This is a genomic window from Cupriavidus sp. SIMBA_020 (genome assembly GCF_046535395.1).
Classification (GTDB): domain Bacteria; phylum Pseudomonadota; class Gammaproteobacteria; order Burkholderiales; family Burkholderiaceae; genus Cupriavidus; species Cupriavidus campinensis.
This window is the reverse complement of record NZ_JAWRWU010000004.1, coordinates 282,136-307,819: the sequence shown is the minus strand read 5'-3', so window position 1 is coordinate 307,819 and position 25,684 is coordinate 282,136. Positions and strand designations below refer to the sequence as shown.

The window sequence follows — 25,684 nt, the reverse complement described above, 5'->3', positions numbered from 1 at the left end:
TTGGCCCATGAAAAACAGCCCCCGGCGCGAAGCCTGGGGGCCGTGGCAGCGGGCCCGGCAAACCCGATTGTAGCGAGTTGAGTGCCGGTCGGTCGCCGCGGTGGTGTCGCTTACAGCCCGGTGTGGCGGGCGATGTACGCCTTGACCTGCGCGGCGTCCGCCGGCATCACCTCGAAACGCTGCGGCAGCGCCTCGATGCCATCGAACGCGGCGGGCCGCTCGGGCTCATGGCCCAGCGCCTCGCGGATCGTGTCGGCGAACTTGGCCGGCAGTGCCGTTTCCAGCACGACCATCGGCACGCCCGGCGTCAGGTACTCACGCGCCACCTTCACGCCATCGGCGGTATGGGTGTCGATGGTCACGCCGTAACGCGCGTGCACGTCGCGGATCGTGGCCAGGCGGTCCTCATGCGTGCTGCGGCCCGAGACAAAGCCGAACTGGCGAATGCGGTCGAATTCCGGCGTGCCGGAGAGGTCGAAACCACCCTTGGTGTCCACGTCGCGGAACAGGTCGGCGAGCTTGTCGCCGTCCTGGCCGAGCAGGTCGAACACGAAGCGCTCGAAGTTCGAGGCCTTGGAGATGTCCATGCTCGGGCTCGACGTGTGGTACGTCTGCGCCGAGGTCCGCACGCGGTAGGTGCCGGTGCGGAAAAACTCGTCCAGCACGTCGTTCTCGTTGGTAGCAACCACGAGCTTGTCGATCGGCAGGCCCATCATGCGCGCGATATGGCCGGCGCAGACATTGCCGAAGTTGCCCGACGGCACGCAGAACGACACCTTCTGGCCGGGGCCATCGGTGGCCAGCAGCCAGCCCTTGAAGTAGTAGACCACCTGGGCCACCACGCGCGCCCAGTTGATCGAATTGACCGTGCCGATGGACTGGCGCGCCTTGAAAGCGTGGTCGTTCGACACCGCCTTGACGATGTCCTGGGCGTCGTCGAACACGCCTTCGATGGCCAGGTTGAAGATGTTCGGGTCCTGCAGGCTGAACATCTGCGCGGTCTGGAACGCGCTCATCTTGCGGTGCGGGCTCAGCATGAACACGCGGATGCCATCCTTGCCGCGCATCGCGTACTCGGCCGCGCTGCCGGTGTCGCCGGAGGTTGCCCCGAGGATGTTCAGCTTCAGGCCGGCGCGGCGCAGTGCGTACTCGAACAGGTTGCCGAGCAGCTGCATCGCCATGTCCTTGAAGGCCAGCGTCGGGCCGTTCGACAGGCCCAGCAGTTGCAGCGGCGTGCCGCCCTCCTCGCCCAGCGTACGCAGCGGGGTAATGTCCGCCGTGTTGTCGCCCGGACGTGCGTTGCAGTACACCTCGGCGGTGTAGGTCTTGCGCGTCAGCGCGCGCAGGTCGTCGGCGGGGATGTCGTCGCAGAAGCGCGAGAGGACCTCGAACGCCAGGTCGGCGTAGGACAGCTTGCGCCAGGCTTCCAGTTCGTCGGCCGTAACCTGCGGGTACTGCTTCGGCAGGTAGAGCCCGCCGTCCGGCGCCAGGCCGCCCAGCAGGATCTCGGAGAACGATTGCGGCATGTCATGGCCGCGCGTCGATTGGTATTGCATGAGCGAGGGCGTCTTAGTTCAGTTCTTCCATGCGCAGGCGCGTCACGGCGGACAGCACCGTCGGCAGCGACTCGATGCCGCGGATGGCGGCGTTCACGTGCTTCTCGCGCGTGAGGTGCGTCAGGATGATGATGTCGGTCTGCGGCTCGCCCTGGCGCGACTCCTTCTGGAGCATCGCGTCGATGCTGATGCCGCCTTCGGCCAGGATGCGCGTGATCTCGGCCAGCACGCCGGTCTCGTCGGACACACGCATGCGCAGGTAGTAGGAGCTGGTGACTTCCTCGATCGGCAGCACCGGCACGCTGGACAGCTCGTCCGGCTGGAACGCCAGGTGCGGCACGCGATGGTTCGGATCGGCCGTATGCAGGCGCGTCACGTCCACCAGATCGGCAATCACGGCCGAGGCGGTCGGCTCGGCGCCGGCGCCCTTGCCGTAGTACAGCGTGGTGCCCACGGCGTCGGCCTGCACCAGCACGGCGTTCATCGCGCCTTCCACATTGGCGATCAGGCGGGACGCCGGCACCAGCGTGGGATGCACGCGCAGCTCCACACCCTCTTCGCGGCGGCGCGTGATGCCGAGCAGCTTGATGCGGTAGCCCAGTTCCTCGGCGTACTTGATGTCGATGGCGGACAGGTTGGTGATGCCTTCCACGTGGGCCTTGTCGAACTGCACCGGCATGCCGAAGGCGATGGCGCTCATCAGCGTGACCTTGTGGGCGGCGTCGATGCCCTCGATGTCGAAGGTCGGGTCGGCCTCGGCATAGCCCAGCTGCTGGGCTTCCTTGAGCACCACGTCGAAGTCCAGGCCCTTGTCGCGCATTTCGGACAGGATGAAGTTCGTCGTGCCGTTGATGATGCCGGCGATCCACTGGATGCGGTTCGCGGTCAGGCCTTCGCGCAGCGCCTTGATGATGGGGATGCCACCGGCCACGGCAGCCTCGAACGCCACGATCACGCCCTTGCGGCGCGCGGCCTCGAAGATCTCGTTGCCATGCACGGCCAGCAGCGCCTTGTTGGCGGTGACCACGTGCTTGCCGTTTTCGATGGCCTTCAGAACCAGCTCGCGGGCAATGCCGTAGCCGCCGATCAACTCCACCACGATGTCGATCTCGGGGCGGGTGACCACCTCATTGGCATCGCTGACGACTTCCACCTCGCCGCCGGTCAGCTCCCGGGCGCGCTCGGTATTGAGGTCGGCCACCATCGCAATCTCGATGCCGCGGCCTGCACGGCGACGAATTTCTTCCTGATTGCGCTTGAGCACGTTGAACGTGCCGCTACCAACGGTACCGATGCCGAGAAGGCCGACTTTAATGGGTTGCATGGACGTCTGACTCTGGGTTGCTTGATGCGGGATGAACGGGGGCGCCGCGGCGGCTCAGGCCGTGCCGTGACGTTTTCGATAGGTTTCGAGGAAACGGCCGACGCGGGTCACGGCCTCGCGCAGGTCTTCCTCGTGCGGCAGGAACACGATCCGGAAGTGATCCGGCGCGCCCCAGTTGAAGCCGGTGCCCTGCACCAGCAGCACCTTCGATTCCTGCAGCAGTTCGTAGATGAATTCCTGGTCGTCCTGGATCGGGTACATCGACAGGTCGAGCTTCGGGAACAGGTACAGCGCGGCCTTGGGCTTGACGCAGCTCACGCCGGGGATCTGGGTGATCAGTTCATAGGCCAGGTCGCGCTGGCGGCGCAGCCGGCCGCCCTCGGCCACCAGGTCGTTGATGCTCTGGTAGCCGCCCAGCGCGGTCTGGATGGCCCACTGGCCCGGCACGTTGGCGCACAGGCGCATCGAGGACAGCATGTTCAGGCCCTCGATATAGTCCTGAGCCGGGCGCTTGTCGCCCGACACCACCATCCAGCCGGCGCGGTAGCCGCACGAGCGGTAGTTCTTCGACAGGCCGTTGAAGGTCACCGTCAGCACGTCCGTGGACAGCGCGCCGATCGAGGTATGCGAATGGCCGTCGTACAGCACCTTGTCGTAGATCTCGTCGGCAAAGATGATCAGGCCGTGCTGGCGCGCAATGGCGACGATCTCCTGCAGCAGCTCGTCCGAATACAGCGCCCCGGTGGGGTTGTTCGGGTTGATGACGACGATCGCCTTGGTGTTCGGGGTGATCTTCCTGCGGATATCGTCGAGGTCCGGCATCCAGTCGTCGGCCTCGTCGCAGATATAGTGCACCGGGGTGCCGCCGGACAGGCTCACGGCGGCGGTCCACAGCGGATAGTCCGGCGCCGGCACCAGGACCTCGTCGCCGCTGTTGAGCAGCGCGTTCATCGACATCACGATCAGCTCCGAGGCGCCGTTGCCCACGTAGATGTCGTCCAGCCCCACGCCCTGGATCTTCTTCTCCTGGGTGTAGTGCATGATGGCCTTGCGCGCCGCGAAGATGCCCTTGGAATCCGAGTAACCCGCCGAATTGGGCAGGTTGCGCATCATGTCCTGCTGGATCTCCTCCGGGGCATCGAAACCGAACACGGCCAGGTTGCCGATGTTCAGCTTGATGATCTTGTGCCCTTCCTCCTCCATCTGCCGGGCCTTTTCCAGCACCGGGCCGCGGATGTCATAGCAAACGTTCTGGAGCTTGTTCGATTTCTGGATGGGTTTCACGGCGGTGTTGGCGATGTCAGGGCAGGCTGCCGGTCTCCGTGGCAGCGGATTTTCGGAATCTTCTGGAATGTCCTGGCAAGTCTGGGCGGACGGCGGCGCATCCGCGGTGATGTGCCCGGCGCGTGGCAGACAGGGAGGCAAAAGCTATAATTTATCGGATTATGACAGACTTCGGCATGGATTCTTGCATTGCAGCGACGCTTTCCCGCGCCGGGCGCACGATCCTGCCACCGCGAGCCCCACTTGAAACTCCACGCCGACAAACCCAACAATCTCAATACCGTGACCAGCTACGGTCCCGGGTATATCGAAATCAACCTGGTCCGCCACGACCAGTCCGTGCTGGTGATGCCGGAAGGCCCGGTCGAGCCGTGGCCGGTGGCCCGCTTCGAGGACCTGGAACCGGCCCATTTCGACGTCCTGCTCGATAAACAGGCAGAGGTGGTACTGCTGGGCACCGGCAACAAGCTGCGTTTTCCTCACCCGCGCCTGACCGCCGCGCTGGCCCGCCGCCACATCGGCGTGGACGCCATGGATCTCCAGGCCGCATGCCGCACCTACAATATCCTGATGGCCGAGGGCCGCAAGGTGGCGGCGATCCTGCTGGTGGAGCCGGTGGTCGACGAGGCCTAGAGCCGGCTCCCTGGTGCGAATATCGGCCGACAACCTGCCGAGGTTGAGCGCACGCCACGCTTGAAGTCTGGCCGACTGCCCCAAACTGCACCCGCCATGGCACAAGCCCGGGTCCACCCCCACAACAAACGGGCCGCCATCACCGATGATGCACCGCCATCCAGGAGAGCCACCAGCATGACAGTCAGTCTCAACCAGGCCGTTCCGGACTTCCGCGCCCCCGCTACCGGCGGGGAGTTCCATCTTGCCGGCCAGCGCGGCAAGACCGTGGTCCTGTACTTCTACCCGAAGGACAACACGCCGGGCTGCACCACCGAAGCGATGAACTTCCGCGACCAGTACGCCGAGGTCGAGGCGGCCGGCGCCGTGGTGTTCGGCATCTCGCGCGACAGCCTGAAGTCTCACGAGAACTTCAAGACCAAGCTCGAACTGCCCTTCGAGCTGATCTCGGACGCCGACGAGGCGCTCTGCGGCCTGTTCGACGTCATCAAGATGAAAAAGATGTATGGCAAGGAAGTGCGCGGGATCGAGCGCAGCACTTTCATCCTCGACGGCAAGGGCATCCTGCGGCACGAGATGCGCGGCATCAAGGTGCCGAACCACGTGGACGAAGTCCTCGAACTCATCCGCAAGATCTAGTCCGCCAGGCGCCACTGGCGCGGCTGCAACACCGCGCAACACTCCGTCCGCAGGGTCATTGCCAAACCGAAAACGTTCGGATACATTGGCCCGTAATGCGTTCAGATCCCAGTTGCCACGCTGTTGTACCGTTCCGGCCCAGGAGAGAAAGTCCCCGGGCTGGTAGCGGACCTGCCGTGTCCGGGGTCCGCGAAGAAGCCGCCACACCTGTTCAACAGGCATGGCGGCTTTTTTGTTTGCGGCCGTCGCGCCCCGGCATGCACCAAGGTGTGCACCCCGCCGCGCGCTTCGCGCCGCCGCCCGCCCTTTTCCGCCCCCCTGAAAGGATGTCCAAGCATGCCGCTGCCTACCATGCCCGCCAAGCCTGCCCAACTGCTGGACCCAAGCGAATTCGCACCGGTCTCACTGCCCAAGGCCAAAGCCGCGCAGGTTAAGAAACCTGTGCCGGCGCTCGAACGCGAGGCATTGCTCGAGTCAGGCCCGAACGGTGACACGGGCGACCTCCAGGCGCCCGCCACGCGCGGCCGCGCCGGCAGCACCACGCGCGCCCGCACGCCCGACACCCCGGCGCCAGCCCCGTCCGCGCCGGCCGTGAGCCTGGTCAAGCCGGCGGCCGGCCCCACGCGCCGCGCCCGCAAGACAGAGGGGCCCAGCAAGCTGTTCGTGCTGGACACCAACGTGCTGATGCACGACCCGAGCTCGCTGTTCCGCTTCGAGGAGCACGACATCTATCTGCCGATGATGACGCTCGAGGAGTTGGACAACCACAAGAAGGGCATGAGCGAAGTCGCCCGCAACGCGCGGATGGTCAGCCGCACGCTCGACTCGCTGGTCGCCGGCACCGACGGCGTGCTCGACGACGGGCTGCCGCTGTCCACGCTCGGCAACCGCGACGCGCAGGGCAAGCTGTTCTTCCAGACCCGCCTGAACGAGATCAAGCTGCCCGAGGGCCTGCCGCAGGGCAAGGCCGACAACCAGATCCTGGGCGTGGTCAGCGCGCTGCAGCAGCAGTTCCCGGAGCGCCAGGTCGTGCTGGTGTCGAAAGACATCAACATGCGCATCAAGGCGCGCGCGCTGGGGCTGCCGGCCGAGGACTACTTCAACGACCAGGTCCTGGAAGACAAGGACCTGCTCTACGCGGGCGTGATGCAGCTGCCCAACGACTTCTGGGCCAAGCACGGCAAGGGCGTGGAAAGCTGGCAGGACCCGAAGTCTGGCGCCATGTTCTACCGCCTGACCGGGCCGCTGGTGCCGTCGTTCCTGGTCAACCAGTTCGTCTACCTGGAGCCGATGGACGGCAGCCTGCCGCTGTACGCGCAGGTCAAGGAAATCAACGGCAAGACCGCCCTGCTCCAGACGCTGAAGGACTACACCCACAACAAGAACAACGTGTGGAGCGTGGTGGCCCGCAACCGCGAGCAGAACTTCGCACTGAACCTGCTGATGAGCCCGGACATCGACTTCGTCACGCTGCTGGGTCAGGCCGGTACCGGCAAGACGCTGCTGGCGCTGGCGTCTGGCCTGGAGCAGGTGCTGGACCAGAAGCTCTACAACGAGATCATCGTCACCCGCGCCACCGTGCCCGTGGGCGAGGACATTGGCTTCCTGCCGGGCACCGAGGAAGAGAAAATGCAGCCCTGGATGGGCGCGTTCGACGACAACCTCGAAGTCCTGCAGAAGAGCGATGACTCCGCCGGCGACTGGGGCCGCGCGGCCACGCAGGAGCTGATCCGCTCGCGCATCAAGGTCAAGAGCATGAATTTCATGCGCGGCCGCACGTTCGTGAACAAGTTCGTCATCATCGACGAGGCTCAGAACCTGACGCCGAAGCAGATGAAGACGCTGGTCACGCGCGCCGGCCCCGGCACCAAGATCGTCTGCCTGGGCAATATCGCGCAGATCGACACACCGTACCTGACCGAGGGCTCGTCGGGCCTGACCTACGTGGTGGACCGCTTCAAGGGCTGGAGCCACAGCGGCCATGTCACGCTGGCACGCGGCGAACGCTCGCGCCTGGCCGACCACGCGGCGGACGTTCTTTAAGTACCGCCCGCCCGGCATTGTCCGCCGGGCGGCGTTCGTCTCCTTTTTTTACCCGGCGCCGGGCGTCCATGTGGATGCCCGGCCATATCGCCATCTCGCGTCGGGCTTTGGCTGACAGCCAAAGTGCGGCGGCAGCGCTATGATCGTCCGGTGTTCATGTCGATACGGAGGCGTCGATGGACAAGCCACAATCGTTCAATCCCTACCTGTCCGGCAATCCGCGGACCCTGTTTTCCCGCCAATCGCGCGCCACGCGGCGACGCCGCATCCTGGCGGCAACGCTGATCGGCACCTCGCTGGTCATCGCCGCCACCTGGCGTCCGGCCCAGGCAGCCGAGGAAATGGTCATCCGCACCATGGGCCCCGTCAGCTACGTCTGCGGCGGCGTGGCCGAGGACGAGCGCGCCAAACTGACCGAGCAGGAAAAGAACTTCAACATGGGCATCCTGTTCACGCAGGGCCCGAATGGCGAATATCTGTCGGAAGTTGACGTCAAGCTGACACGTGACGGCCAGCCGGTGGCCAATTTCAAGGCTGGCGGCCCCCGCTGCCTGATACGTGCGCCCGAAGGCAGCTACAATATCGAAGCGACCTACAAGGGTCAGCCGAAGTCCATGAAGATCAGCACCGGCACGCGCAACGCCCAGCTTCGCTGGTAATGCTTTAACGATGCGCTAGCCGCGCTATACCGCGGGCGGACGCGTGACCCGGCAACCAAACAAAAAGAAGGATGCCGCAGCGCCAGCTTCGCCTTTTCTCTCTCGATGCCTCCCGCACCGCGGCCCTCGCAGTGAGCGCCGCCGCGCTGCTGCTGGCAGCCTGCGCTGGCGGACCGCCGGCCCGGCAAGGCGCATCCGTGCCCCGGGCGCCCGGCAAGCCAATGATCGACCCGAGCGCCGGACTTGAGGAAATCTCGATCCAGGCGATGTCGCTGGTCGGCACGCCCTACCGCTACGGTGGCAACACCCCCGATTCCGGTTTCGACTGCAGCGGCCTGGTCCGCTATGTGGTGCAGCGCGCCGCCAACGTAAGCTTGCCGCGTACGACCGAGCAGATGGGCCAGCGCGGCTCGTCGCTGGACCGCAGCCAGGTGGCCTCCGGCGACCTCGTGTTTTTCAACACCACGGGACGCGCCAATTCCCACGTGGGCATCTATGTCGGCCAGAACCGCTTCGTCCACGCGCCCGCCACCGGTGGCACGGTGCGGCTCGAGGACATGGGCAAGTCTTACTGGGCCTCCCGTTACAACGGCGCCCGCAGGGTGGTGGCAGCTAGTAATTTGCCGATGATGCCGGCGCCCGCGCGGGAGGCCCCCTCGCCCGCCCCTGCGCCCGCGCAGGAAGACGACGACCCCATCGCCGCCTTCGCGCGGCAATAGTCGCCTAGTAAAAGGCGCAAAAAAGCCAGGCGAGATGCCTGGCTTTCTTGTTTCCGCGAGATCCGGTCAGAGGATCTGTCGCCCGATCCACCATGCGATGGCGGCCATGAACGCCGATGCCGGAATGGTCAGCACCCACGCCCAGACGATGTTACCCGCCACACCCCAGCGAACGGCCGACATCTTCTGCGCCGAACCCACGCCAACGATGGCGCCGGTAATCGTGTGCGTGGTCGACACCGGCACGCCAAGCGCCGAGGCGATGAACAGCGTAATCGCCCCGCCAGTCTCCGCGCAGAAGCCGCCAACCGGCTTCAGCTTGGTGATCTTCTGACCCATGGTCCGGACGATGCGCCAGCCACCGAACAGCGTGCCCATACCGATGGCCACGTAGCAGCTCACGATCACCCAGGTCGGCGGACCCGAGGCCCCCGTGGCGATATGGCCGCTCGCGATCAGCAGCATCCAGATGATACCGATGGTCTTCTGCGCGTCATTGCCGCCGTGGCCGAGGCTATAGAGCGACGCCGACACCAGCTGCAGACGGCGGAACCAGCGGTCCACGCGGGACGGCGGCGTGCGGAAGAACGTCCAGCCCACCACCACCATCATCAGCGAGCCCAGCAAGAAGCCGAGCAGCGGCGAAATCAGGATGAAGGCCACGGTCTTGATCAGGCCGTTGCCCACCAGAGCGCCGGTACCCGCCTTGGCCACCGCAGCCCCGACCAGGCCACCGATCAGCGCGTGCGACGACGACGACGGAATGCCGTAGAACCACGTGATGACGTTCCACGCGATGGCGCCGACCAGCGCGCCGAAGATGACGTAGTGATCGACGATGTTGACGTCAATCGTGCCCGTGCCCACGGTGGCCGCCACCTTCAGGTGGAACACGAAGATCGCGACCACATTGCACATGGCGGCCATCGCCACTGCATGGTGCGGCTTCAGCACGCCCGTGGACACTACCGTGGCGATCGAGTTGGCCGCGTCGTGGAAGCCGTTCATGAAGTCGAACAGCAATGCGAGCACGACCAGCAGGCCGATCACCCACAAGCTCATTTGAATGGTTTGCATGCGAGTGCGCGCCTCAGGCGTTTTCCAGGACGATGCCTTCGATGATGTTGGCCACGTCCTCGCACTTGTCGGTAATGGTTTCCAACTGCTCGTAAATCGCCTTCAACTTGATCAGGCGCTTCACGTCGGTCTCTTCCCGGAACAGCTTCGACATGGCCGAGCGCATCACGCGGTCTGCCTCGGACTCGAGCTGGTCTATCTGCTGCGCGGTCTTCAGGATCGTGCTGGCATTGCCCATATCCTCGAGCAGCCCCACAGCGATTTTCACCTGGTCGCAGCACTGCACGCAGATCGTGGCCAGGCGGCGCGCCTCGTCGGTCAGGCTGGTCACGTCGTAGAGCGAGATCGTCTCGGCCACGTCTTCCATCAGGTCCAGGATGTCATCCATGGTCGTGATGAGTTTGTGGATCTCGTCGCGGTCCAGCGGCGTGATGAAGGTCTTGTGCAGCAGATCGATCGTGTCGTGCGTGATGCGGTCTGCCTTCTTCTCGGTGGCCTGCACGCGCCGGGCATGGGCTTCGGCGTTGGGCAGGTCGTTGACGAGGGCTTCCAGCTCGTGGGCGGCGGTCACCGCGCAATCGGCGTGCTGGTTGAAGTATTCGAAGAACTTGCCCTCGGTGGGCATGAATCGGCCGAACATGAAATGTCCTTGTGGCGCGCTCGCTGGCGCGTCAGGTTGTGTTGCAAAGGAGAGCCCGGCACACGCCGGCGCAGATTGCACGACAGCCGCGCTGGGCGGCTGTCATCAAAGCGCAATATTTTACAGGGTTACGGCCCGGTCAGGGGTCGCCTTATGGGATCAGGTGTCGTTGTCAAAGAACGCCGGGCCACCGCTGAAGTTGTCGAACTTCGTGAATTGACCCAGGAACGTGAGCCGAACGGTGCCGATCGGGCCGTTACGCTGCTTGCCGATGATGATTTCCGACGTGCCCTTGTCCTGCGAATCGGGGTTGTAGACTTCGTCTCGATAAATGAACAGGATCACATCGGCATCCTGCTCGATAGCACCGGATTCACGCAGGTCGGACATCACCGGACGCTTGTTCGGACGCTGTTCCAGGCTTCGGTTCAACTGCGACAGCGCGATCACTGGGCAGTTGAGTTCCTTGGCGAGGCCCTTCAGCGACCGGGAAATCTCCGAAATTTCGGTTGCGCGGTTCTCGCCGCCGCCGGAGCCGGACATCAGCTGAAGGTAATCGATGATGATCAGGCCGAGCTGCCCGCACTGGCGCGCCAGGCGGCGCGAACGCGCCCGCAGCTCCATCGGGTTCAGTGCCGGCGTTTCGTCGATAAACAGCTGCGCGTCATTCATGCGCTGGATGGCATGGGTCAGGCGCGGCCAGTCCTCGTCCAGCAGGCGGCCGGTACGCAGCCGGTGCTGGTCCAGCCGGCCTACCGAGCCCAGCATACGCATGGCCAGCTGCACGCCAGCCATTTCCATCGAGAACACGGCCACGGGCAGACCCTGCTCCACGGCCACATGTTCGCCGATGTTCAGCGAAAATGCCGTCTTACCCATCGACGGACGGCCCGCCACGATGATCAGGTCACCGGCCTGCATGCCGCTGGTCATTTTGTCCAGGTCGATGAAGCCTGTGGGCACGCCGGTCACGTCAGTGGCGGTATCGCGGTGGTACAACTCATCGATCCGCTCCACCACCTGCGTCAGCAGCGGTTGGATTTCCTGGAAGCCTTTCTGGCCCCGCGAGCCCTCTTCGGCAATCGCAAAAACCTTGGATTCTGCCTCATCAAGCAGTTCGCGCACCTCGCGGCCCTTCGGCGCGAAAGCGGCCGAGGCAATGTCGTCCGCCACGGTGACCAGCTTGCGCAGCACCGAGCGCTCGCGCACGATTTCCGCGTAGCGGCGGATATTGGCCGCGCTCGGCGTGTTCTGCGCCAGGGAGTTCAGGTAGGCCAGCCCACCCACCTCCTCGGCCTTGCCGGCAACCTGGAGCATTTCATACACGGTGATCACGTCCGCCGGCTTGGTGGCGGAGATCAGGCGCGCAATGCCCTGGAAGATGAGGCGGTGATCGAAGCGGTAGAAGTCCGATTCGGAGAGGAAGTCGGCAATACGGTCCCAGGCGGCATTATCCAGCAGCAGACCGCCGAGTACCGATTGCTCGGCCTCGATGGAGTGCGGGGGAACCTTGAGACTGTCTAGTTGGGGATCGGCGGCAGGCGCATTCATGGGGTGGGATTATAGCGGCGCCGGACCCGACCCAAGGGCGCGGCGGCAATAAAAAAGGCAGGAGCGCGGCTCCTGCCTTCTTGTGCATCGGACACACCGGCCGGGGCCGGCGCATCGATACGGTGCTGCTTAGACGTGCTCGCCCAGGACGGACACGGTCACGTCCACCACCACGTCGGTGTGCAGCGCAACGCTGACCGGGTGGTCGCCAACGATCTTCAGCGGGCCGTTCGGCAGACGCACTTGGGCCTTCTCGACCTTGAAGCCTTGGGTTTCCAGGGCTTCGGCGATGTCGGCGTTGGTCACCGAACCAAACAGGCGGCCGTCCACACCCGACTTCTGGGTGATCTGGAGGGTCAGACCGTTCAGCTTCTCGCCTTCGCCTTGGGCGGCGGCCAGCTTCTCGGCGGCGGCCTTCTCCAGCTCGGCGCGCTTCACTTCGAACTCGGCGATCGCGGTTTGCGTGGCGCGACGTGCCTTCTTCGACGGGATCAGGAAGTTACGAGCGTAACCGTCCTTCACGCGAACGATGTCGCCCAGGTTGCCCAGGTTGATGACTTTTTCCAGCAGAATGACTTGCATCGTGTATTTCTCCTTGCGGTCCTGGGACTATCAGTTCTTGTGCAGGTCGGTGTACGGCATCAGCGCCAGGAAGCGGGCGCGCTTGATGGCCGTATCCAGCTGACGCTGATAGTGAGCCTTGGTACCGGTCAGACGAGCCGGCGTGATCTTGCCGTTATCGCCGATGAAGTCCTTCAGGGTGTCCAGATCCTTGTAATCGATCTGTTCCACGCCAGCCACGGTGAAGCGGCAGAAGCGCTTGCGCTTGAACAGCGGGTTCTGTTGCTGGAAGCGCTTCTTGTTCTTGTTGTCACGTTTGACGAATGCCATGATTCAATCCTTTACGAATGCTTTACATCCAGTGATGTGAAAGACGAGTGCCTTGCTGTTGCGGTGCCTGCGGGCGAGGAATCCTTCGCAGTCGAGCAGCGTGCCGAGCGGTAACCGCTCCAGACGCTGGCCGACGGGACCAATCCCCATCGCCGCGATGGCGAATTCCACCTGCCGGGGCGTTTCCGCCTCCATGACCTCGCCGACATGCTGCAGGATGCAGTTGACGACGGGCACGCCGGCCGGGGTGTAGCGCAGCGCATCGCGCTCCGCGAGGGTGGCGGTCAGCCTTAACTGGTTCACCGCTGTGCTCCCCCGCTCTCGCTACCTGGCCTGCCGTGGTGGATTTCGCCTGCCACGACTGGCACCGCAGACTGCATTCAGGCAGCCTGGCCTTCCGTGGTCGTTTGCGCGGCCTTGCGGGCTTCTTCGCGCTGCACTTCCTTCATCATCGGCGAAGGAGCGGTCTCGGCCTTCTTGGTCTGCACGATCAGGTGACGCAACACGGCGTCATTGAACTTGAAGGCGTGCTCGAGTTCGGCCAGGGTGTCCTTGCCGCATTCGATGTTCAGGCAAACGTAGTGAGCCTTGGCCAGCTTCTGGATCATGTAGGCCATCTGACGGCGGCCCCAGTCTTCCACGCGGTGAACCTGGCCGTTTTGCGACGTGACGAGCTGCTTGTAACGCTCGATCATCGCCGGCACTTGTTCGCTTTGGTCCGGATGGACGATAAATACGATTTCGTAATGACGCATTGACGCTCCTTTTGGATGTAGCCACCCGGGCGCCATGTCCGGTGTGGCAAGGTTGAATAGCCCGCGAGTATAGCCCGGTTCCGGACCAGCACGCAAGCTGACATCCCGGCCGCACGCCGGGAATCCCTCAGTATTGACGGAAAACGGCCTGCAGGCGAGTCGGATCGGCGCCAAGCGACGCATCCGCCGCCAGCGCCAGCAGCAGCAGCACACGCGACTTGTAGGGATTGAGATTTCCGGCGGAGGCGAATTCACCCGAGGTCGGTCGCGGGCGTGCCGGCCCCGCCACATGGCCGGCGCCCGTGCGCGAGCTTCGCACCACGGCCACCCCCCGTGCGGCCGCATCGGCCAGCGCGTCGCCCAGCGTCTCATGGACCGAGCCATTGCCGGTGGCTGCCACCACGAACCCCTTCACGCCGGCCGAGACCATCGCATCCACGGCCACCCTGCCCGGCTGGGCATAGCTCGCCACGATCTCGACGAGCGGCCACGCCGCGGGCACGGGCAGCGCGGGCGCGTCATTGGGGGCCAGCGCACGCGTGAAGCGCACGTAGGCATCCTGCACGAAACCGATCGGACCGCCTGCCGGCGACGTGAACGCATCCACCGCCGAGGTATGACCCTTGGCGACATCGCGCGCCGCATGAATCTCCTGGTTCAGCACCACGAGCACGCCCTGCCCGCGCGCTTCCGGGCTTGCCGCCACGCGCACCGCGTCAAGCAAATTCAGCGGACCATCGGCCGAGAGCGACGTGGAGGGGCGCATTGCCGCCGTCAGCACCACCGGCACCGAACCCCGGTGCGTCAGGTGCAGGAACATCGCCGTTTCTTCAAGCGTGTCGGTGCCGTGCGTGATGACCACGCCCGCCACATCGGGCTGCGCAATCCAGTGCTCCACGCGCGCGGCGAGCGTCGTCCACAAGCTGAAGGCCATGTCCTTGCTGTCGATCTGGGCCACCTGCTCCGTCTCCACACGAGCCACCTCGCCCAGCGCGGGCACGGCCTGGACGAGTGACGAGACCGGCACGGTGGCCGCGCGGTACTGCGCAGTGCTTGCGGAACTGCCGGATGAGCCGGCGATGGTGCCGCCGGTGGCGAGCACGACGATACGGGGCAATGACGTAGACATATAGCGAGAAAATCGAGCGAAATGAGCGCGGGTCCGGGCGATTGTAACTGTGGCGCGCCGGACGCCGCGCCTCTCGCAAACCCGTGCCGCCGGGCGCACTGGCGCTGCCGGGGTGTCGTGCATGCCCGACATCGTCACTGCAAATTGTGCTTGCACTTCACTCGATACTGTATAAAATCACAGCATACTGTTTAAACATACAGTGCTTCGGCACGAGAGATCGGCGACCCATGGCGACCCTGACACCCCGGCAGCAGCAGATCTTCGACCTGATCCGCAACACGATCCGGCACACCGGCATTCCGCCCACCCGCGCGGAGATCGCGTCGGAATTCGGTTTCTCCTCGCCCAACTCTGCCGAGGAACACCTGCGGGCGCTGGCCCGCAAGGGTGTGATCGAACTGACGCCAGGGGCATCGCGCGGCATCCGCCTCAAGGTGGCACGCAGCGATTCGGAGATGCCAGACCAGTTCTCACTACCGATGGCCGGCGTGATGCAGTTGACGCTGCCGCTCGTAGGCCGCGTGGCCGCAGGCAGCCCGATCCTTGCCGCCGAACACATCGACCGTCAATACCAGGTGGACGCCTCCGTATTTGACGATCGCCCTGATTACCTACTGCGCGTGCGGGGCCTGAGCATGCGCGATGCCGGCATCCTCGACGGTGACCTGCTGGCCGTGAGGAAAGCCAGCGAAGCGGCCAACGGCAAGATCGTCGTCGCACGCATCGGCGACGACGTGACCGTCAAGCGCCTGAAGCGGCGCGGCGACATGATCGAGCTGATCGCCGAGAACCCGGATTTCGAGAATATCGTGGTGCAGGCCGGCCGCGAGGAATTTTCCCTGGAAGGCATCGCCGTTGGGCTGATCCGCTCCTCGGGCTTCTGATTTCCGAGACTGGGCAGGCGTCCGCCTGTCCCGGTCCCCAGATTTGCATTGCCAACGCCGCCCCGTTCTCCCCGGACGACGGGCGCGGACTCCTGCTGTCGCAAACTTCGAGGTGCCGCCATGCTACAAGTCAACCACACTGCTTCCCGCCGCCCGGTCAAGCCCGTACCGTTCCGCCAGACCAAGGGCGTGCGCGTCTACCAGGGCGCCCAGCGTCGCACGATGGTCGGCAGCATGGCCGCGATCTGCCGGATGCTGGAGCTTGCGGATATGCCCGGCAAGCTGGACGCATAAGCCGCTAGCGGCGGATCCGCGCCGCCAAAATCATTGTAAATTGTGCAGTTGCGAGCCCACCACGTGAAATTAAGAGAACGATTAATTCTGCGGGGAAGGTGCTTTACACTCGATGGCGCGCACCCGTAGTCCTGGCGCATTGGCGCCGATGCGCGAAACCGGAACTTGTCGACCCGCCGAGTGCCGGTTTTTTTTCGCTCCACCACCTGGGTCGGGCTAATCAACCTGGGTACATGCCTGTCATGTTCTTGCGCAGGCGATCCCACAGCATGCGGACGCGCCGTACAGTCGCGCTCAAACCCGCCGAATAGCCGGGATCGTAATAGTGAATCAGTAACGACCGGCGCTCGCCAACTTCCACATCCAGATTGGCATGCTGGAGCACAAAGCCGTTGAAGACATAGACGCTACCCGGCTCCACCGGCACGCGATTGCAGCGGCCACGCCGCAGATCGCGAAGTGTCAGCCATTTTCTGAACGGGAACGGCAGATTGCGCTGAATGCCATGGCGAAGCTTGCAGAAGACATTGCTGACCGTGGATACCGCCACGCGCGGCGGGTGATAAACCAGCAGATCGCCGTTGCAAACGCCATCGGGCGCGAGCTTCAACGGAATCAGCAGCGTCAGCAAATGCGAATCGTAGTGGCGGCAATGGCTCTCGTTGCGCGTTGACGTGCTGGCACAACGAATCACGTGGAATGCCTCCCAGCGCAAAGACTTCTTCAAGAGTGTGGCGGCCAAGGCCCGGGTCTCGGCGCACACCGTCTGCTCAAGCTTGCGGAAGGCTTCATTGCGGCGCAATAACTCGGCCATCGCGAATGGCTCGGCGCGCTCAGGCTGTTCGCCGAAGGATCGATCGATGGCCGCATTTATTTCAGCCAAGGTCGGCATCGGGATTACACCGGAGAATGCCGCCAGTGCGACATCAGGGTTGAATCGAATTCGCTCCGCCACAGTATGACCTCGCGCTTCGTGTAGGCGATTGCCTGGATGATATGGATTAGACCAGTTGGCCCGTCGTGAAGCGTAGCGAAAATCATTCTCGAAAACCTGTCGTTATGTGTGCTGGCACACACGATCAGGGAACAACGTCAACGATACACACGCCCCGACGGTTTTCCGGCACATGAACCGATCAGCGATTATTCTTTTGGTGAAGAATCGACGGGCACTAGCTGGCTACGTAAGGAAAGCTATGAGGACAAGGCTGGCGGCATGGCTCCTGGTCATCACTGCGCTGATTTCAGGGCCGGGGCTTGCTGCCGAATTCGGCAGCAAGGGCGGCCCCGAGCCTGCCAATATCGATCAAATTGCCGCCCTTCTTCACGAAGCCCCCTACGACCTGGAGCTGCTGATCAGCTTCGGGACATCAAAGGGCGGTTCGGCTGGCCACATCGCCCTGGGTGTCCGTGACGACGCGCTAGGCGATGACATCGTCTATTCGGCAAACTTCTACGCCGACCGCTCGCCCAAACACGAGAATGATTTTTACACCGCCGATCTGATGGCCGGCATCCCTAAGAAGGAATATCTGTTCAAGACCGCTTCCTCCATCGCGGAAAAGACGATGTTCGGCCTCGACTATGGCGAGATTTACAAGCGATCAGTGATTGGTGTGCGAGTCTTCGGCGTGCCTACTCAGGAAAAGCACTCGCTGGTCGATTACTTCCGCCGCATCAATGACGATTACCATCGACGGGCAACGAGCACCGAATATCACAGCGGCACGATCCAGTACGATTATTTGCGCCTGAACTGCGCCAAGACTATCGGTGCCGCATTCAAGTACGGTGCCGGCTACAAGGATCTGGCGATAAAGAGTCCCAAAGTCCTGTCCGGGCGGCGCGTGGTAGCAGCTGCGACCGCAAACATTCCCACGGAGATGGCGATGAAGCTAATCAAGGAATGGGGCAAGCGCGGCTACGGTATGGACGTGGTGCTGTACAAAAAGTACAGCAACTCCACCTATGTGGAACCTCGTGAAGAGGAGCGAGTGGCATTCAAGGACCTGCCCAACCGCTTTCCCTCCGTCCTGTCCCTCGATTTCCGCAGGGAACAAGGCGCCTATCGCGACTTCGACAATCTTTATGCGATGTACCTGTTCTACAACCTGGGCCGGTTCAGCGTGCGCGTGAACGAGCAGACGCTGCTGCTGGAGATCGAGAAGGACAAGGAACCGATGCCCTATCTGCAAGCCGCTGAACTGGCCAAGGCCAGCGCTAAATCGGACAGCGAGAAGTTCCGCCGTCACGCCGTCTTTGACCCGCTCGGCACAAAGATCGGCGAGACGCCGGACAACACCCATCTCTACAATTTTCCGGAGGGGAAGCAAGGAAGGACTTCGCCCTAAGCCCGGCCAACTGACATGACAACACGCGCGTAGAAAAGCAAAACGGCCACTGAGAAGTGGCCGTTTTGTTAAGCAATTTGGGGTGGCTGATGGGACTCGAACCCACGACGACAGGAATCACAATCCTGGACTCTACCAACTGAGCTACAGCCACCGTAGAGGTTTTGCCAGCTTGCCGCTGGCGCTTTCGCTATCCGGCGTTGCCGTTCAACGAAAACCAAGATTCTACAAGGATCTTCAGAGGATGGCTAGTATTCCGCACAAAAAAATTTCACCTTCCTACCTGCCTTATCGACTGCCGTGCCACTTCGCTTCCAGCAGCACCGCCTCCTTGATCGCGGCAACGGTCTCGGCCTCGCTCGGAAACAGACCGAGCAGTCGCCGGGACTTGCCGTTGAGCACATCACGCTGCAATGCCTTGCCAGCTTCCACTGACGTGCCAGCATGCCAGCAATACCGCGCAGTCCATTTGCCGTCCTGCAGGCGCTCGGCCACCCAGATCAGGCGGAAATCCTCAAAGACCTCGCCGAATGGCTCTTCCCCATCCACCATGAGCTACCCCTCAGGGCTCGCTTCCGATCTATCGCGCCGGCCCGTGCTCGTGCACGCACTGCGACGCCGACAACCGGCCAGCCCACTTGCTTTTCCCCCACCGAAATCCCGCTTGCGCAGGATTCACAGGCCACATGCCGACTGTCGCGGCATTGACGGCATCGTAACATGACGAAAACGTCGCTTACCTACTTTCAAGCATGCGATTCTCTATAGCGTGGAACATCGAACACGATTTCGCCAACTCAAAATGTCCATCGACTACCGCACGAAAAACGCGGGGCGCCCCACCAACGCAGGGTTCTGGCGCAATTGGTGCTGATAGATACTCTTTCGCGAGGGACATTGACCCCCCTCGACATTCCCGTCAGGCGGCCTTGGTAACCAAGAGTCGCCTGTTTTTTTTGGGGATGCACAGATGCGAGGGCAAAAAAAAAGAGCCCGCCGTAGCGGACTCTTAAATTAGCGATCTCAATGCCCTGAAGGCAGAGTCAATGTAGTTGGCCCAGATCGTGAGCACTATTCGGGCAAACCCAAGTGCGGTGGACAAAAAAAGAGCCCGCACACGGCGGGCCCAATAATCAGTTGAAGAAAGCCCTGTATTCGAGGGCAAGCACAGTGTAAGAAGGTGGCCGCCAAGCGGCGAATTAGGGGAATCCCTTTGCTGGTGCGGGATTCAGCGCCACCGACCGCCCAATACACCGCTGCGCGCACCCGCACGGGCACCCTGCATAGAACGATCGTTCGAAATTAGAGTCTTCCCTCGATTCAGCTGTGGCGATCAGGCCGCCTCAAGCAGGTCCGGACGCAAATGACTGCGTGCTTCCTCGAAGAGCGCATCCACGGCCATGCGGCTACGCGCGGCATGCATCCGGCGTGCATCTGACAGCACACGACGCCAGCCCCGGCCACCGTGGATGCCACGATGCAAGCCCAGCATGTGCCGCGTAACGGCGCCCATGTAGCCGCCCCGCTCCACGAAAGCGCCGATATAGTCCTGCATCGCCAATTCCACCTCCTGCCGCGCGGGGATGGGCGCGTTCGCGCCATAGAACCGCGCATCCATTTCCGAAAGGAAATACGGCTGGTGATACGCCTCGCGGCCAATCATCACACCGTCCACGTGTTGCAGGTGCTCGGCGATCTCGTCGTAGGTCACGACGCCGCCATTGATGAGAATCTCGAGCTTTGGAAACTCGCGTTTTAGCTGATAAGCAACCTCATAACGGAGCGGCGGGATTTCTCGATTTTCCTTCGGGCTCAGGCCCTTCAATATCGCGTTGCGCGCATGAACGATAAACGTCTCGCACCCCGCATCGGCAATCGTACCGACAAAATCGCGGACAAAATCGTAGTGTTCGATCGTATCGATACCGATCCGATGCTTGACCGTCACCGGAATGGACACCGCATCGCGCATCGCGTGGACGCAATCTGCCACCAGGGTTGGCTCCGCCATCAGGCAAGCGCCAAAAGCACCACGCTGCACGCGCTCCGACGGGCAACCGCAGTTGAGGTTGATTTCCTTGTAGCCCCATTGTTCGCCGAGTTTTGCAGCCTGGGCAAGGTCCGCGGGCTCGCTACCGCCCAGTTGCAGCGCCACGGGCTGCTCGGCGGCGTCGAAGTCAAGGTGCCGCGCCACATCGCCATGGAGCAATGCGCCAGTCGTCACCATCTCGGTATACAGCCAGGTGTGCCGGCTCAACGCACGGTGAAAAGTGCGGCAATGGCGGTCAGTCCAATCCATCATCGGGGCCACAGAGATGCGGCGGGGATTTGCGGTCATGCGGATCTTGGGATAGCGGATGGAGCCTGGGGAGCCCGGCCATCGGGAGACCCGCAGTATACGTGGTTTGCGGGGCATCGACAGGGGATGCGCCGGCAGCACACGCAGCGGCCGAGCAACAGAAAACGGCGCCCGAAAGCGCCATTTTCTGTTGCTCGTGATGCGGGTGCATCAATGCATGAACAGCCAGATCAGAACCAGCACGAAGGCCGGGACGCCGAGTAGCCACGCGACGATGTACGGCATGGTTTTCCTCCTGTGTATCTGTAGTGGGCTTGATTCCACTATAGAAACACGCACCTGCCGGCGATGTCGGAGCCGCCCCGCTTCGCTATGTAGGACTGGGCTGACCCTCCGTCCCCGCCTGGATCAACGGGCGGCGTTCTTGTCGATCCAGCTGGCAAACGTCGTGAGGTATTTGCTCAGGAAACCGCGTGTGGATTCGTTCGCAATCCCGCCCTGCGCGTCGAACAGCTTGTCGACACCGCTGATATAGGCCTCGGGCTGTTGCAACACCGGGATATTGAGGAATACCAGCGACTGGCGCAGGTGATGATTGGCGCCGAAACCGCCGATGGCACCCGGCGATGCGCTGATCACGCCGCCTGGTTTGCCGTCCCAAGCGCTCTGCCCGTATGGGCGCGAGCCCACGTCGATGGCGTTCTTGAGCACACCGGGCACCGAGCGGTTGTACTCGGGCGTGATAAACAGCACCGCATCCGCGCGGCGGATGCGATCGCGGAACGCCACCCACTCGACTGGCGGATTGTCGTCGTCGTCCTGGTTGTACATCTGCAGCTGCCGGATCTCCACGATATCCAGTTTCAACTGCGGCGGCGCCAGCGCCGCCAATGCCTTGGCCAGTTTCAGGTTCAGGGATTCCTTGCGCAGGCTTCCCACCACTACGGCGACATCACGAGGATTGCTCATCACGGTTTCCTTTCACTGTTGACGGTTGAAGTACAACGGATTGCAACGGAAGCAGCGAAAACCCTGCCAGGCATGTCGCCCGGCTCGGGTTGTCTATCGACCGAGACTGGCCAGCGGATGTTCCTCGCGCCGCCACGGACTGTCGAAGAATGATCGCACACGCGCCGCGCTCACGTCGTCGAGCCGCGCCGGCTGCCATTTCGGCTGGTGGTCCTTGTCGACGGCGAGCGCGCGGATGCCTTCCACCTTCTCGCCAATGCGGAACACGTGATACATCATGTCCAGTTCCATGCGTAGTTCGTCGTCCAGTGCCATCGACCGCGCGCGGCGAATCTGCTCGAGCGTCACGCACAGCATCAGCGGGGAACGGCTGCGCAGCATCGCGGCGGTCTGGGCAGCCCAGTCGCCTTCGGCATCGCTGACGGCCGCGAGGATGGCAGGCACCGTCGCGCCCGCGAACGTGGCGTCGATCTGGTCCGACAGCCGCGCGAGGCTGCTGTCGGCCGGCACGCAAGCCGCCGTGTGCTGGTCCGTGAACCTGGCGATATGGGCCAGCACCGACTCGGGGCTGGTAAATCGGGCCGCCTGCAGCGCCGCCACCATCTCGGCCAGCACGTTGGCGGGCAGGTAGACATCCGCCAGACGCGCGTACAGCGCATCGGCGGCGTGGATGACCGTGCCGGTCAGCCCCAGGTACTCGCCCAGCCGGCCCGGCGTGCGGGCGAGAAACCAGCCGCCGCCCACATCCGGGAACAGGCCGATATTGGTCTCGGGCATCGCCATCTTCGTGCGATCCGTGACGATGCGCAGGCGGGCACCTTGCGAGATGCCCATGCCACCGCCCATGACCACGCCGTCCATCAGCGCGATATAGGGCTTCGTGTAACGGTGAATCAGGCGGTTGAGCGCGTATTCCTCGACGAAGAACTGGTCCAGCAGCGGGTCCTGCGCGTGCCAGGCCTTGTGGAACCAGCGGATGTCGCCGCCGGCGCAGAACGCCTTGCCGCCCGCGCCCGCCACCACCACCGCATGCACCGCCGGATCGGCCTCCCAGCGCGTCAGCGCATCCGTGATCGCGCGAATCATCTCCAGCGAGAGCGCGTTCAGCGCCTGCGGGCGGTTCAGCGTCAGGTACGCCACCCCGCCACGCTCCTCGGTCATCACTTCCGCTACTACCTGCGTCGATCCAGACTCCGTCATGTGTCTCTGCTCCTTTCTTGTTGCCAGCGATTTTACGCCAGCCACATGACCATGCCCGGGCACTGTTCGATTTTCAGAATCGTCTCAACGGACTCGGCTCAGGCCATCCGGAAGGCGGCCATAAGACCCGTCAGCCGCTGCGCCTGATCCTGGAGCGACGCCGCCGCGGCGGCAGCCTCCTCGACCAGCGCCGCGTTCTGCTGCGTCATGCCGTCCATATGGGACACCGCCACGTTCACCTGCTCGATGCCGCGCGACTGCTCGTCCGATGCCGCGCTGATGCCACCGATGATGTCGCTCACGCGTCGTACTTCGTCCACGATGTCCTGCATCGCCCTGCCCGCCCCGTCCACGAGGGAGGTGCCCTCGCGCACGCTGGACACCGACGCGCCGATCAGCCCCCGGATCTCCTTAGACGCCGCCGCGCAACGCTGAGACAAATCTCGAACATCGCCCGCCACGACGGCAAAGCCGCGCCCGTGCTCGCCGGCGCGGGCAGCTTCCACGGCGGCATTGAGCGCCAGGATGTTGGTCTGGAATGCGATCTTCTCGATTACCTCGATGATGTCGACGATCCTGTTGGCGCCGGCGTCGATGGCGCGCATGGTGTCCACCACGCGCGAAACCGCCGCGCTGCCGCGCTCGGCCAGCGTCTGGGCGTTAGTCGCCAGCGAGGTGGCGTCGCGCGCGCTATCGGCGTTGTGGCGCACGGTGCCGGTCAGTTGCTCCATGCTCGAAGCGGTTTCCTCGAGCGACGCGGCCTGCTGCTCGGTGCGCTGCGACAGATTGGCGTTGCCGCTGGCGATCTGCGCGCTGGCGGCGGCGATCGAGTCGGCGCCACCGCGCACCTCGCCCACCATCTCGCGCAGCCGGGCCTGCATGCGGCCGAGCATCCCCAGCATGCGACTCGTCTCATTCCTGGCGTGCTCGTCAGCCATCACGCCGGCATCGTCCCGGTGCGCGGTGCCGAGGTCGCCGTCGGCGATGCGGGCGAAGCGAGCAATGGCCACATCGAGCGGCCGGACGATGGAAACGCGCAGGCGCCACGCCACCACGGTGCTGAACACCAGCCCCACAGCCAGTACGGCAAGCGAGAGCGTCAACAGCCGACCGTAACGATCTTGAGAACTTTCGTACACGGCCTTGGCGCTTGCCACCTGCAAGCGCCCCAGTTCCGTGTTGACGGCCGTGAACTGGATATCGAGCTTGGGAATCGTGTCCATGACTGCCGTCATCATCGCGTCGCGGTTGCCAGCGTGGAGCGCGGCAATCATCGGCGCCACACCCTGCGCGAACAGCGCCTGGCGGCGGGCCGATACGGCCTCGGTGGCACGCGTCTGTTCCTCGTTGCGAGGAATCTCAAGATACGACTTCCAGGCCGCGTCGGACTGGCGCGCGAAGTCCTGTGCCGTGGCGGAGCGCGCCTTGGCGTCGGCCGGGTCGGTGGCGAAAGCGGCCTGATCCAGCAGCACGCGCACCAGCAACTGGTTGGACCGCGCTTCGGCCAGATACGTCGCAGCGGCAAGCTGCTGCTGATAGACCTGGCGCGTAGCATCGTTGCTGCGCGACATGCCCAACCAACCAACGCCGCCGACAATCAGCAGCAACAAATTCGTGACAATCGTGAGGAGCCACAGCCGGGCTCCGATCGTAGTGTTGCGAAACATGGGGGCGACTCTCCGTAACGTGAAAAGCGGCCACTCCTCCCTGGCCGCTCACGCAATGACGGCGCGCCCGCGCGAACCTTGATGCATCGCGATGGATAGTCTGTGTTGCAGATTTGTGATGATGTGCGATAGGCGACCCGCACGCGTACGATGCGGCACCTGGCGGCGTATGGAGGAAGCCCTCCACGCAAAAACCTTAAGAATGTGCACACTTGCGCCATGCACGCCACGCCCCCCCAACCCGCCGGATTCGATCCCGGCCTGATCCTGATGGCCTTCGCGCCGGTCTTCCTGCTAACCATCGGCTGGGAGGCCTGGTACTGGGCGCGCCGCGACCCCGCTGTCTACAGCTGGCGGGACACGCTGTCCAACGCCAGCCTCGCGCTGATGCACCAGGCGTCGGATGCCTTCTTCCTCTGGCTGCTGATCCGCACGGTCTACACCTGGTGCTACGCGCACGGCCTGCGCGCGGTGCCGGAGACGTGGTGGTCCTTCGCGCTGCTGCTGTTGCTACAGGATTTTCTGTATTACTGGTTCCACCGGGCCAGCCATCGGGTGCGCTGGCTGTGGGCCTCGCACGTGGCGCACCACTCGTCGGAAGGCATGAATTTCTCAACAGCGTTCCGGCAGAGCCTGACCTACCCGATCTCGGGCATGTGGCTGTTCTGGATTCCGCTCGCGTTCATCGGATTTACACCAGATTGGGTGATCCTGGCCGTCGGCCTGAACCTCGCGTTCCAGTTCTTCGTCCACACCCGGCTGGGCCGACGCTGGCCGCTGGTTGAGATGGTTCTCAACACGCCGTCGGTGCATCGGGTGCACCATGCGAAGAATCCACAATATATCGACCGCAACTATGCGGGCGTGCTGACCGTTTGGGATCGCCTGTTTGGCAGCTTCGTACCCGAGGAGGCCGCTCCCGAGTACGGCATCACGCGGCAAATTCGCACGCACAACCCGCTGACGCTCACCTTCCACGAATGGCGCGATATGTTCCGGGATGCCTGGCACGCGCGCGATCCGCGCTACTTCTGGAAGCCGCCCGAGTGGCGCAGCCCCAAACACGTTGAACCATGAAAAAACCGCGCTCGAGGGCGCGGTTTTTTCTGGGGCAAAC

Annotated in this window: 26 protein-coding genes and 1 tRNA gene; 9 read left to right on the top strand and 18 right to left on the bottom strand. The window is 63.5% G+C overall.

Going from position 1 to position 25,684, the window contains the following annotated elements; translation table 11 throughout:
* Positions 1 to 110: 110 nt before the first annotated feature.
* Genes thrC through SB751_RS10600 form a run of 3 tightly spaced genes read right to left on the bottom strand, consistent with a single transcriptional unit; the run spans position 111 to position 4,164 of the window.
* Entirely contained in the window at positions 111 to 1,556 is a 1,446-nt protein-coding gene (gene thrC / locus SB751_RS10610) for a threonine synthase (RefSeq protein ID WP_144200688.1), read from the bottom strand.
* A gap of 13 nt (positions 1,557 to 1,569) precedes the next feature.
* A complete protein-coding gene (locus SB751_RS10605) occupies positions 1,570 to 2,880 on the bottom strand; it encodes a homoserine dehydrogenase (protein WP_092289434.1) in 1,311 nt (436 codons plus the stop codon).
* 54 nt (positions 2,881 to 2,934) lie between these two features.
* A complete protein-coding gene (locus SB751_RS10600; RefSeq protein WP_144200690.1) occupies positions 2,935 to 4,164 on the bottom strand; it encodes a pyridoxal phosphate-dependent aminotransferase in 1,230 nt (409 codons plus the stop codon).
* 243 nt (positions 4,165 to 4,407) lie between these two features.
* On the opposite strand from SB751_RS10600, the gene SB751_RS10595 reads away from it, so the two are divergent.
* From SB751_RS10595 to SB751_RS10575, 5 genes are all read left to right on the top strand, one after another.
* Positions 4,408 to 4,797 carry an Mth938-like domain-containing protein gene (locus SB751_RS10595; protein WP_144200692.1) on the top strand — a complete coding sequence of 130 codons (390 nt, stop codon included), beginning with the start codon at positions 4,408 to 4,410 and terminating at the stop codon, positions 4,795 to 4,797.
* A gap of 177 nt (positions 4,798 to 4,974) precedes the next feature.
* Positions 4,975 to 5,436 (top strand): peroxiredoxin, encoded by a 462-nt coding sequence (locus SB751_RS10590; RefSeq protein WP_144200694.1) that lies wholly within the window; start codon positions 4,975 to 4,977, stop codon positions 5,434 to 5,436.
* Between the two features lie 336 nt (positions 5,437 to 5,772).
* Positions 5,773 to 7,479 carry a PhoH family protein gene (locus tag SB751_RS10585; RefSeq protein ID WP_410748017.1) on the top strand — a complete coding sequence of 569 codons (1,707 nt, stop codon included), beginning with the start codon at positions 5,773 to 5,775 and terminating at the stop codon, positions 7,477 to 7,479.
* A gap of 176 nt (positions 7,480 to 7,655) precedes the next feature.
* Entirely contained in the window at positions 7,656 to 8,138 is a 483-nt protein-coding gene (locus tag SB751_RS10580; RefSeq protein WP_144200698.1) for a hypothetical protein, read from the top strand.
* 71 nt (positions 8,139 to 8,209) lie between these two features.
* Positions 8,210 to 8,857, top strand: coding sequence for a C40 family peptidase (locus tag SB751_RS10575; RefSeq protein ID WP_410748016.1), 648 nt, complete (start codon positions 8,210 to 8,212; stop codon positions 8,855 to 8,857).
* Positions 8,858 to 8,923: 66 nt separating this feature from the next.
* Here SB751_RS10575 and SB751_RS10570 read toward each other — a convergent pair whose 3' ends face one another.
* The 8 genes from SB751_RS10570 to SB751_RS10535 form a co-directional block, all read right to left on the bottom strand.
* The gene (locus tag SB751_RS10570) at positions 8,924 to 9,934 is read right to left on the bottom strand and encodes an inorganic phosphate transporter (protein WP_144200702.1); all 1,011 of its coding nucleotides are present in this window, start codon (positions 9,932 to 9,934) and stop codon (positions 8,924 to 8,926) included.
* 13 nt (positions 9,935 to 9,947) lie between these two features.
* Entirely contained in the window at positions 9,948 to 10,574 is a 627-nt protein-coding gene (locus SB751_RS10565) for a DUF47 domain-containing protein (RefSeq protein ID WP_092289447.1), read from the bottom strand.
* Positions 10,575 to 10,733: 159 nt separating this feature from the next.
* Positions 10,734 to 12,125, bottom strand: a complete 1,392-nt coding sequence (locus SB751_RS10560; RefSeq protein ID WP_144200704.1) for a replicative DNA helicase — start codon at positions 12,123 to 12,125, stop codon at positions 10,734 to 10,736.
* Positions 12,126 to 12,254: 129 nt separating this feature from the next.
* On the bottom strand, positions 12,255 to 12,707 hold the full coding sequence (rplI, locus tag SB751_RS10555; protein WP_144200706.1) for a 50S ribosomal protein L9: 453 nt from the start codon (positions 12,705 to 12,707) through the stop codon (positions 12,255 to 12,257).
* 30 nt (positions 12,708 to 12,737) lie between these two features.
* On the bottom strand, positions 12,738 to 13,016 hold the full coding sequence (gene rpsR / locus SB751_RS10550; RefSeq protein ID WP_006163606.1) for a 30S ribosomal protein S18: 279 nt from the start codon (positions 13,014 to 13,016) through the stop codon (positions 12,738 to 12,740).
* Positions 13,017 to 13,019: 3 nt separating this feature from the next.
* Positions 13,020 to 13,319, bottom strand: coding sequence for a primosomal replication protein N (gene priB / locus SB751_RS10545; RefSeq protein WP_144200708.1), 300 nt, complete (start codon positions 13,317 to 13,319; stop codon positions 13,020 to 13,022).
* 77 nt (positions 13,320 to 13,396) lie between these two features.
* Positions 13,397 to 13,771: a 30S ribosomal protein S6 gene (gene rpsF, locus SB751_RS10540; protein ID WP_061958219.1), complete on the bottom strand. Its 375-nt coding sequence runs from the start codon at positions 13,769 to 13,771 to the stop codon at positions 13,397 to 13,399.
* 127 nt (positions 13,772 to 13,898) lie between these two features.
* Entirely contained in the window at positions 13,899 to 15,023 is a 1,125-nt protein-coding gene (locus SB751_RS10535; RefSeq protein WP_410748015.1) for an asparaginase, read from the bottom strand.
* 107 nt (positions 15,024 to 15,130) lie between these two features.
* Between SB751_RS10535 and lexA the strand changes: the two genes are divergently transcribed.
* Complete coding sequence (lexA, locus tag SB751_RS10530) at positions 15,131 to 15,787, top strand: transcriptional repressor LexA (RefSeq protein WP_144200710.1); 657 nt, start codon at positions 15,131 to 15,133, stop codon at positions 15,785 to 15,787.
* 120 nt (positions 15,788 to 15,907) lie between these two features.
* Positions 15,908 to 16,081, top strand: a complete 174-nt coding sequence (locus tag SB751_RS10525; RefSeq protein WP_186296933.1) for a hypothetical protein — start codon at positions 15,908 to 15,910, stop codon at positions 16,079 to 16,081.
* Between the two features lie 220 nt (positions 16,082 to 16,301).
* On the opposite strand, the gene SB751_RS10520 is transcribed toward SB751_RS10525, so the two are convergent.
* Positions 16,302 to 16,973 carry a hypothetical protein gene (locus SB751_RS10520; protein WP_244844996.1) on the bottom strand — a complete coding sequence of 224 codons (672 nt, stop codon included), beginning with the start codon at positions 16,971 to 16,973 and terminating at the stop codon, positions 16,302 to 16,304.
* 304 nt (positions 16,974 to 17,277) lie between these two features.
* Here SB751_RS10520 and SB751_RS10515 point away from each other — a divergent pair, with 304 nt between their 5' ends.
* Positions 17,278 to 18,432 (top strand): hypothetical protein, encoded by a 1,155-nt coding sequence (locus SB751_RS10515; protein ID WP_410748014.1) that lies wholly within the window; start codon positions 17,278 to 17,280, stop codon positions 18,430 to 18,432.
* A 78-nt stretch (positions 18,433 to 18,510) separates the two neighbouring features.
* Here SB751_RS10515 and SB751_RS10510 read toward each other — a convergent pair.
* The 6 genes from SB751_RS10510 to SB751_RS10485 form a co-directional block, all read right to left on the bottom strand.
* Positions 18,511 to 18,586 (bottom strand) — tRNA-His (locus tag SB751_RS10510).
* A gap of 134 nt (positions 18,587 to 18,720) precedes the next feature.
* A complete protein-coding gene (locus SB751_RS10505) occupies positions 18,721 to 18,984 on the bottom strand; it encodes a hypothetical protein (protein WP_369823365.1) in 264 nt (87 codons plus the stop codon).
* Between the two features lie 781 nt (positions 18,985 to 19,765).
* Positions 19,766 to 20,770 (bottom strand): tRNA dihydrouridine(20/20a) synthase DusA, encoded by a 1,005-nt coding sequence (dusA, locus tag SB751_RS10500; protein ID WP_410748013.1) that lies wholly within the window; start codon positions 20,768 to 20,770, stop codon positions 19,766 to 19,768.
* A 369-nt stretch (positions 20,771 to 21,139) separates the two neighbouring features.
* On the bottom strand, positions 21,140 to 21,700 hold the full coding sequence (locus SB751_RS10495) for an NADPH-dependent FMN reductase (protein ID WP_144200748.1): 561 nt from the start codon (positions 21,698 to 21,700) through the stop codon (positions 21,140 to 21,142).
* Between the two features lie 93 nt (positions 21,701 to 21,793).
* Positions 21,794 to 22,900: an enoyl-CoA hydratase/isomerase family protein gene (locus SB751_RS10490; RefSeq protein WP_313819290.1), complete on the bottom strand. Its 1,107-nt coding sequence runs from the start codon at positions 22,898 to 22,900 to the stop codon at positions 21,794 to 21,796.
* A gap of 98 nt (positions 22,901 to 22,998) precedes the next feature.
* A complete protein-coding gene (locus SB751_RS10485; protein ID WP_250024570.1) occupies positions 22,999 to 24,567 on the bottom strand; it encodes a methyl-accepting chemotaxis protein in 1,569 nt (522 codons plus the stop codon).
* Between the two features lie 219 nt (positions 24,568 to 24,786).
* Between SB751_RS10485 and SB751_RS10480 the strand changes: the two genes are divergently transcribed.
* Entirely contained in the window at positions 24,787 to 25,644 is an 858-nt protein-coding gene (locus SB751_RS10480) for a sterol desaturase family protein (RefSeq protein ID WP_144200754.1), read from the top strand.
* The last annotated feature ends 40 nt before the right edge of the window (positions 25,645 to 25,684 follow it).

Coding starts and splice junctions, on each gene's coding strand:
- thrC (WP_144200688.1), bottom strand. CDS start 1,556: ATGCAATACCAATCGACGCGCGGCCATGACATGCCGCAATCGTTCTCC.
- SB751_RS10605 (WP_092289434.1), bottom strand. CDS start 2,880: ATGCAACCCATTAAAGTCGGCCTTCTCGGCATCGGTACCGTTGGTAGC.
- SB751_RS10590 (WP_144200694.1), top strand. CDS start 4,975: ATGACAGTCAGTCTCAACCAGGCCGTTCCGGACTTCCGCGCCCCCGCT.
- SB751_RS10585 (WP_410748017.1), top strand. CDS start 5,773: ATGCCGCTGCCTACCATGCCCGCCAAGCCTGCCCAACTGCTGGACCCA.
- SB751_RS10580 (WP_144200698.1), top strand. CDS start 7,656: ATGGACAAGCCACAATCGTTCAATCCCTACCTGTCCGGCAATCCGCGG.
- SB751_RS10575 (WP_410748016.1), top strand. CDS start 8,210: ATGCCGCAGCGCCAGCTTCGCCTTTTCTCTCTCGATGCCTCCCGCACC.
- SB751_RS10570 (WP_144200702.1), bottom strand. CDS start 9,934: ATGCAAACCATTCAAATGAGCTTGTGGGTGATCGGCCTGCTGGTCGTG.
- SB751_RS10565 (WP_092289447.1), bottom strand. CDS start 10,574: ATGTTCGGCCGATTCATGCCCACCGAGGGCAAGTTCTTCGAATACTTC.
- SB751_RS10560 (WP_144200704.1), bottom strand. CDS start 12,125: ATGAATGCGCCTGCCGCCGATCCCCAACTAGACAGTCTCAAGGTTCCC.
- rplI (WP_144200706.1), bottom strand. CDS start 12,707: ATGCAAGTCATTCTGCTGGAAAAAGTCATCAACCTGGGCAACCTGGGC.
- rpsR (WP_006163606.1), bottom strand. CDS start 13,016: ATGGCATTCGTCAAACGTGACAACAAGAACAAGAAGCGCTTCCAGCAA.
- rpsF (WP_061958219.1), bottom strand. CDS start 13,771: ATGCGTCATTACGAAATCGTATTTATCGTCCATCCGGACCAAAGCGAA.
- SB751_RS10535 (WP_410748015.1), bottom strand. CDS start 15,023: ATGCACGACACCCCGGCAGCGCCAGTGCGCCCGGCGGCACGGGTTTGC.
- lexA (WP_144200710.1), top strand. CDS start 15,131: ATGGCGACCCTGACACCCCGGCAGCAGCAGATCTTCGACCTGATCCGC.
- SB751_RS10525 (WP_186296933.1), top strand. CDS start 15,908: ATGCTACAAGTCAACCACACTGCTTCCCGCCGCCCGGTCAAGCCCGTA.
- SB751_RS10520 (WP_244844996.1), bottom strand. CDS start 16,973: ATGCCGACCTTGGCTGAAATAAATGCGGCCATCGATCGATCCTTCGGC.
- SB751_RS10515 (WP_410748014.1), top strand. CDS start 17,278: ATGAGGACAAGGCTGGCGGCATGGCTCCTGGTCATCACTGCGCTGATT.
- SB751_RS10505 (WP_369823365.1), bottom strand. CDS start 18,984: ATGGTGGATGGGGAAGAGCCATTCGGCGAGGTCTTTGAGGATTTCCGC.
- dusA (WP_410748013.1), bottom strand. CDS start 20,770: ATGACCGCAAATCCCCGCCGCATCTCTGTGGCCCCGATGATGGATTGG.
- SB751_RS10495 (WP_144200748.1), bottom strand. CDS start 21,700: ATGAGCAATCCTCGTGATGTCGCCGTAGTGGTGGGAAGCCTGCGCAAG.
- SB751_RS10490 (WP_313819290.1), bottom strand. CDS start 22,900: ATGACGGAGTCTGGATCGACGCAGGTAGTAGCGGAAGTGATGACCGAG.
- SB751_RS10485 (WP_250024570.1), bottom strand. CDS start 24,567: ATGTTTCGCAACACTACGATCGGAGCCCGGCTGTGGCTCCTCACGATT.
- SB751_RS10480 (WP_144200754.1), top strand. CDS start 24,787: ATGCACGCCACGCCCCCCCAACCCGCCGGATTCGATCCCGGCCTGATC.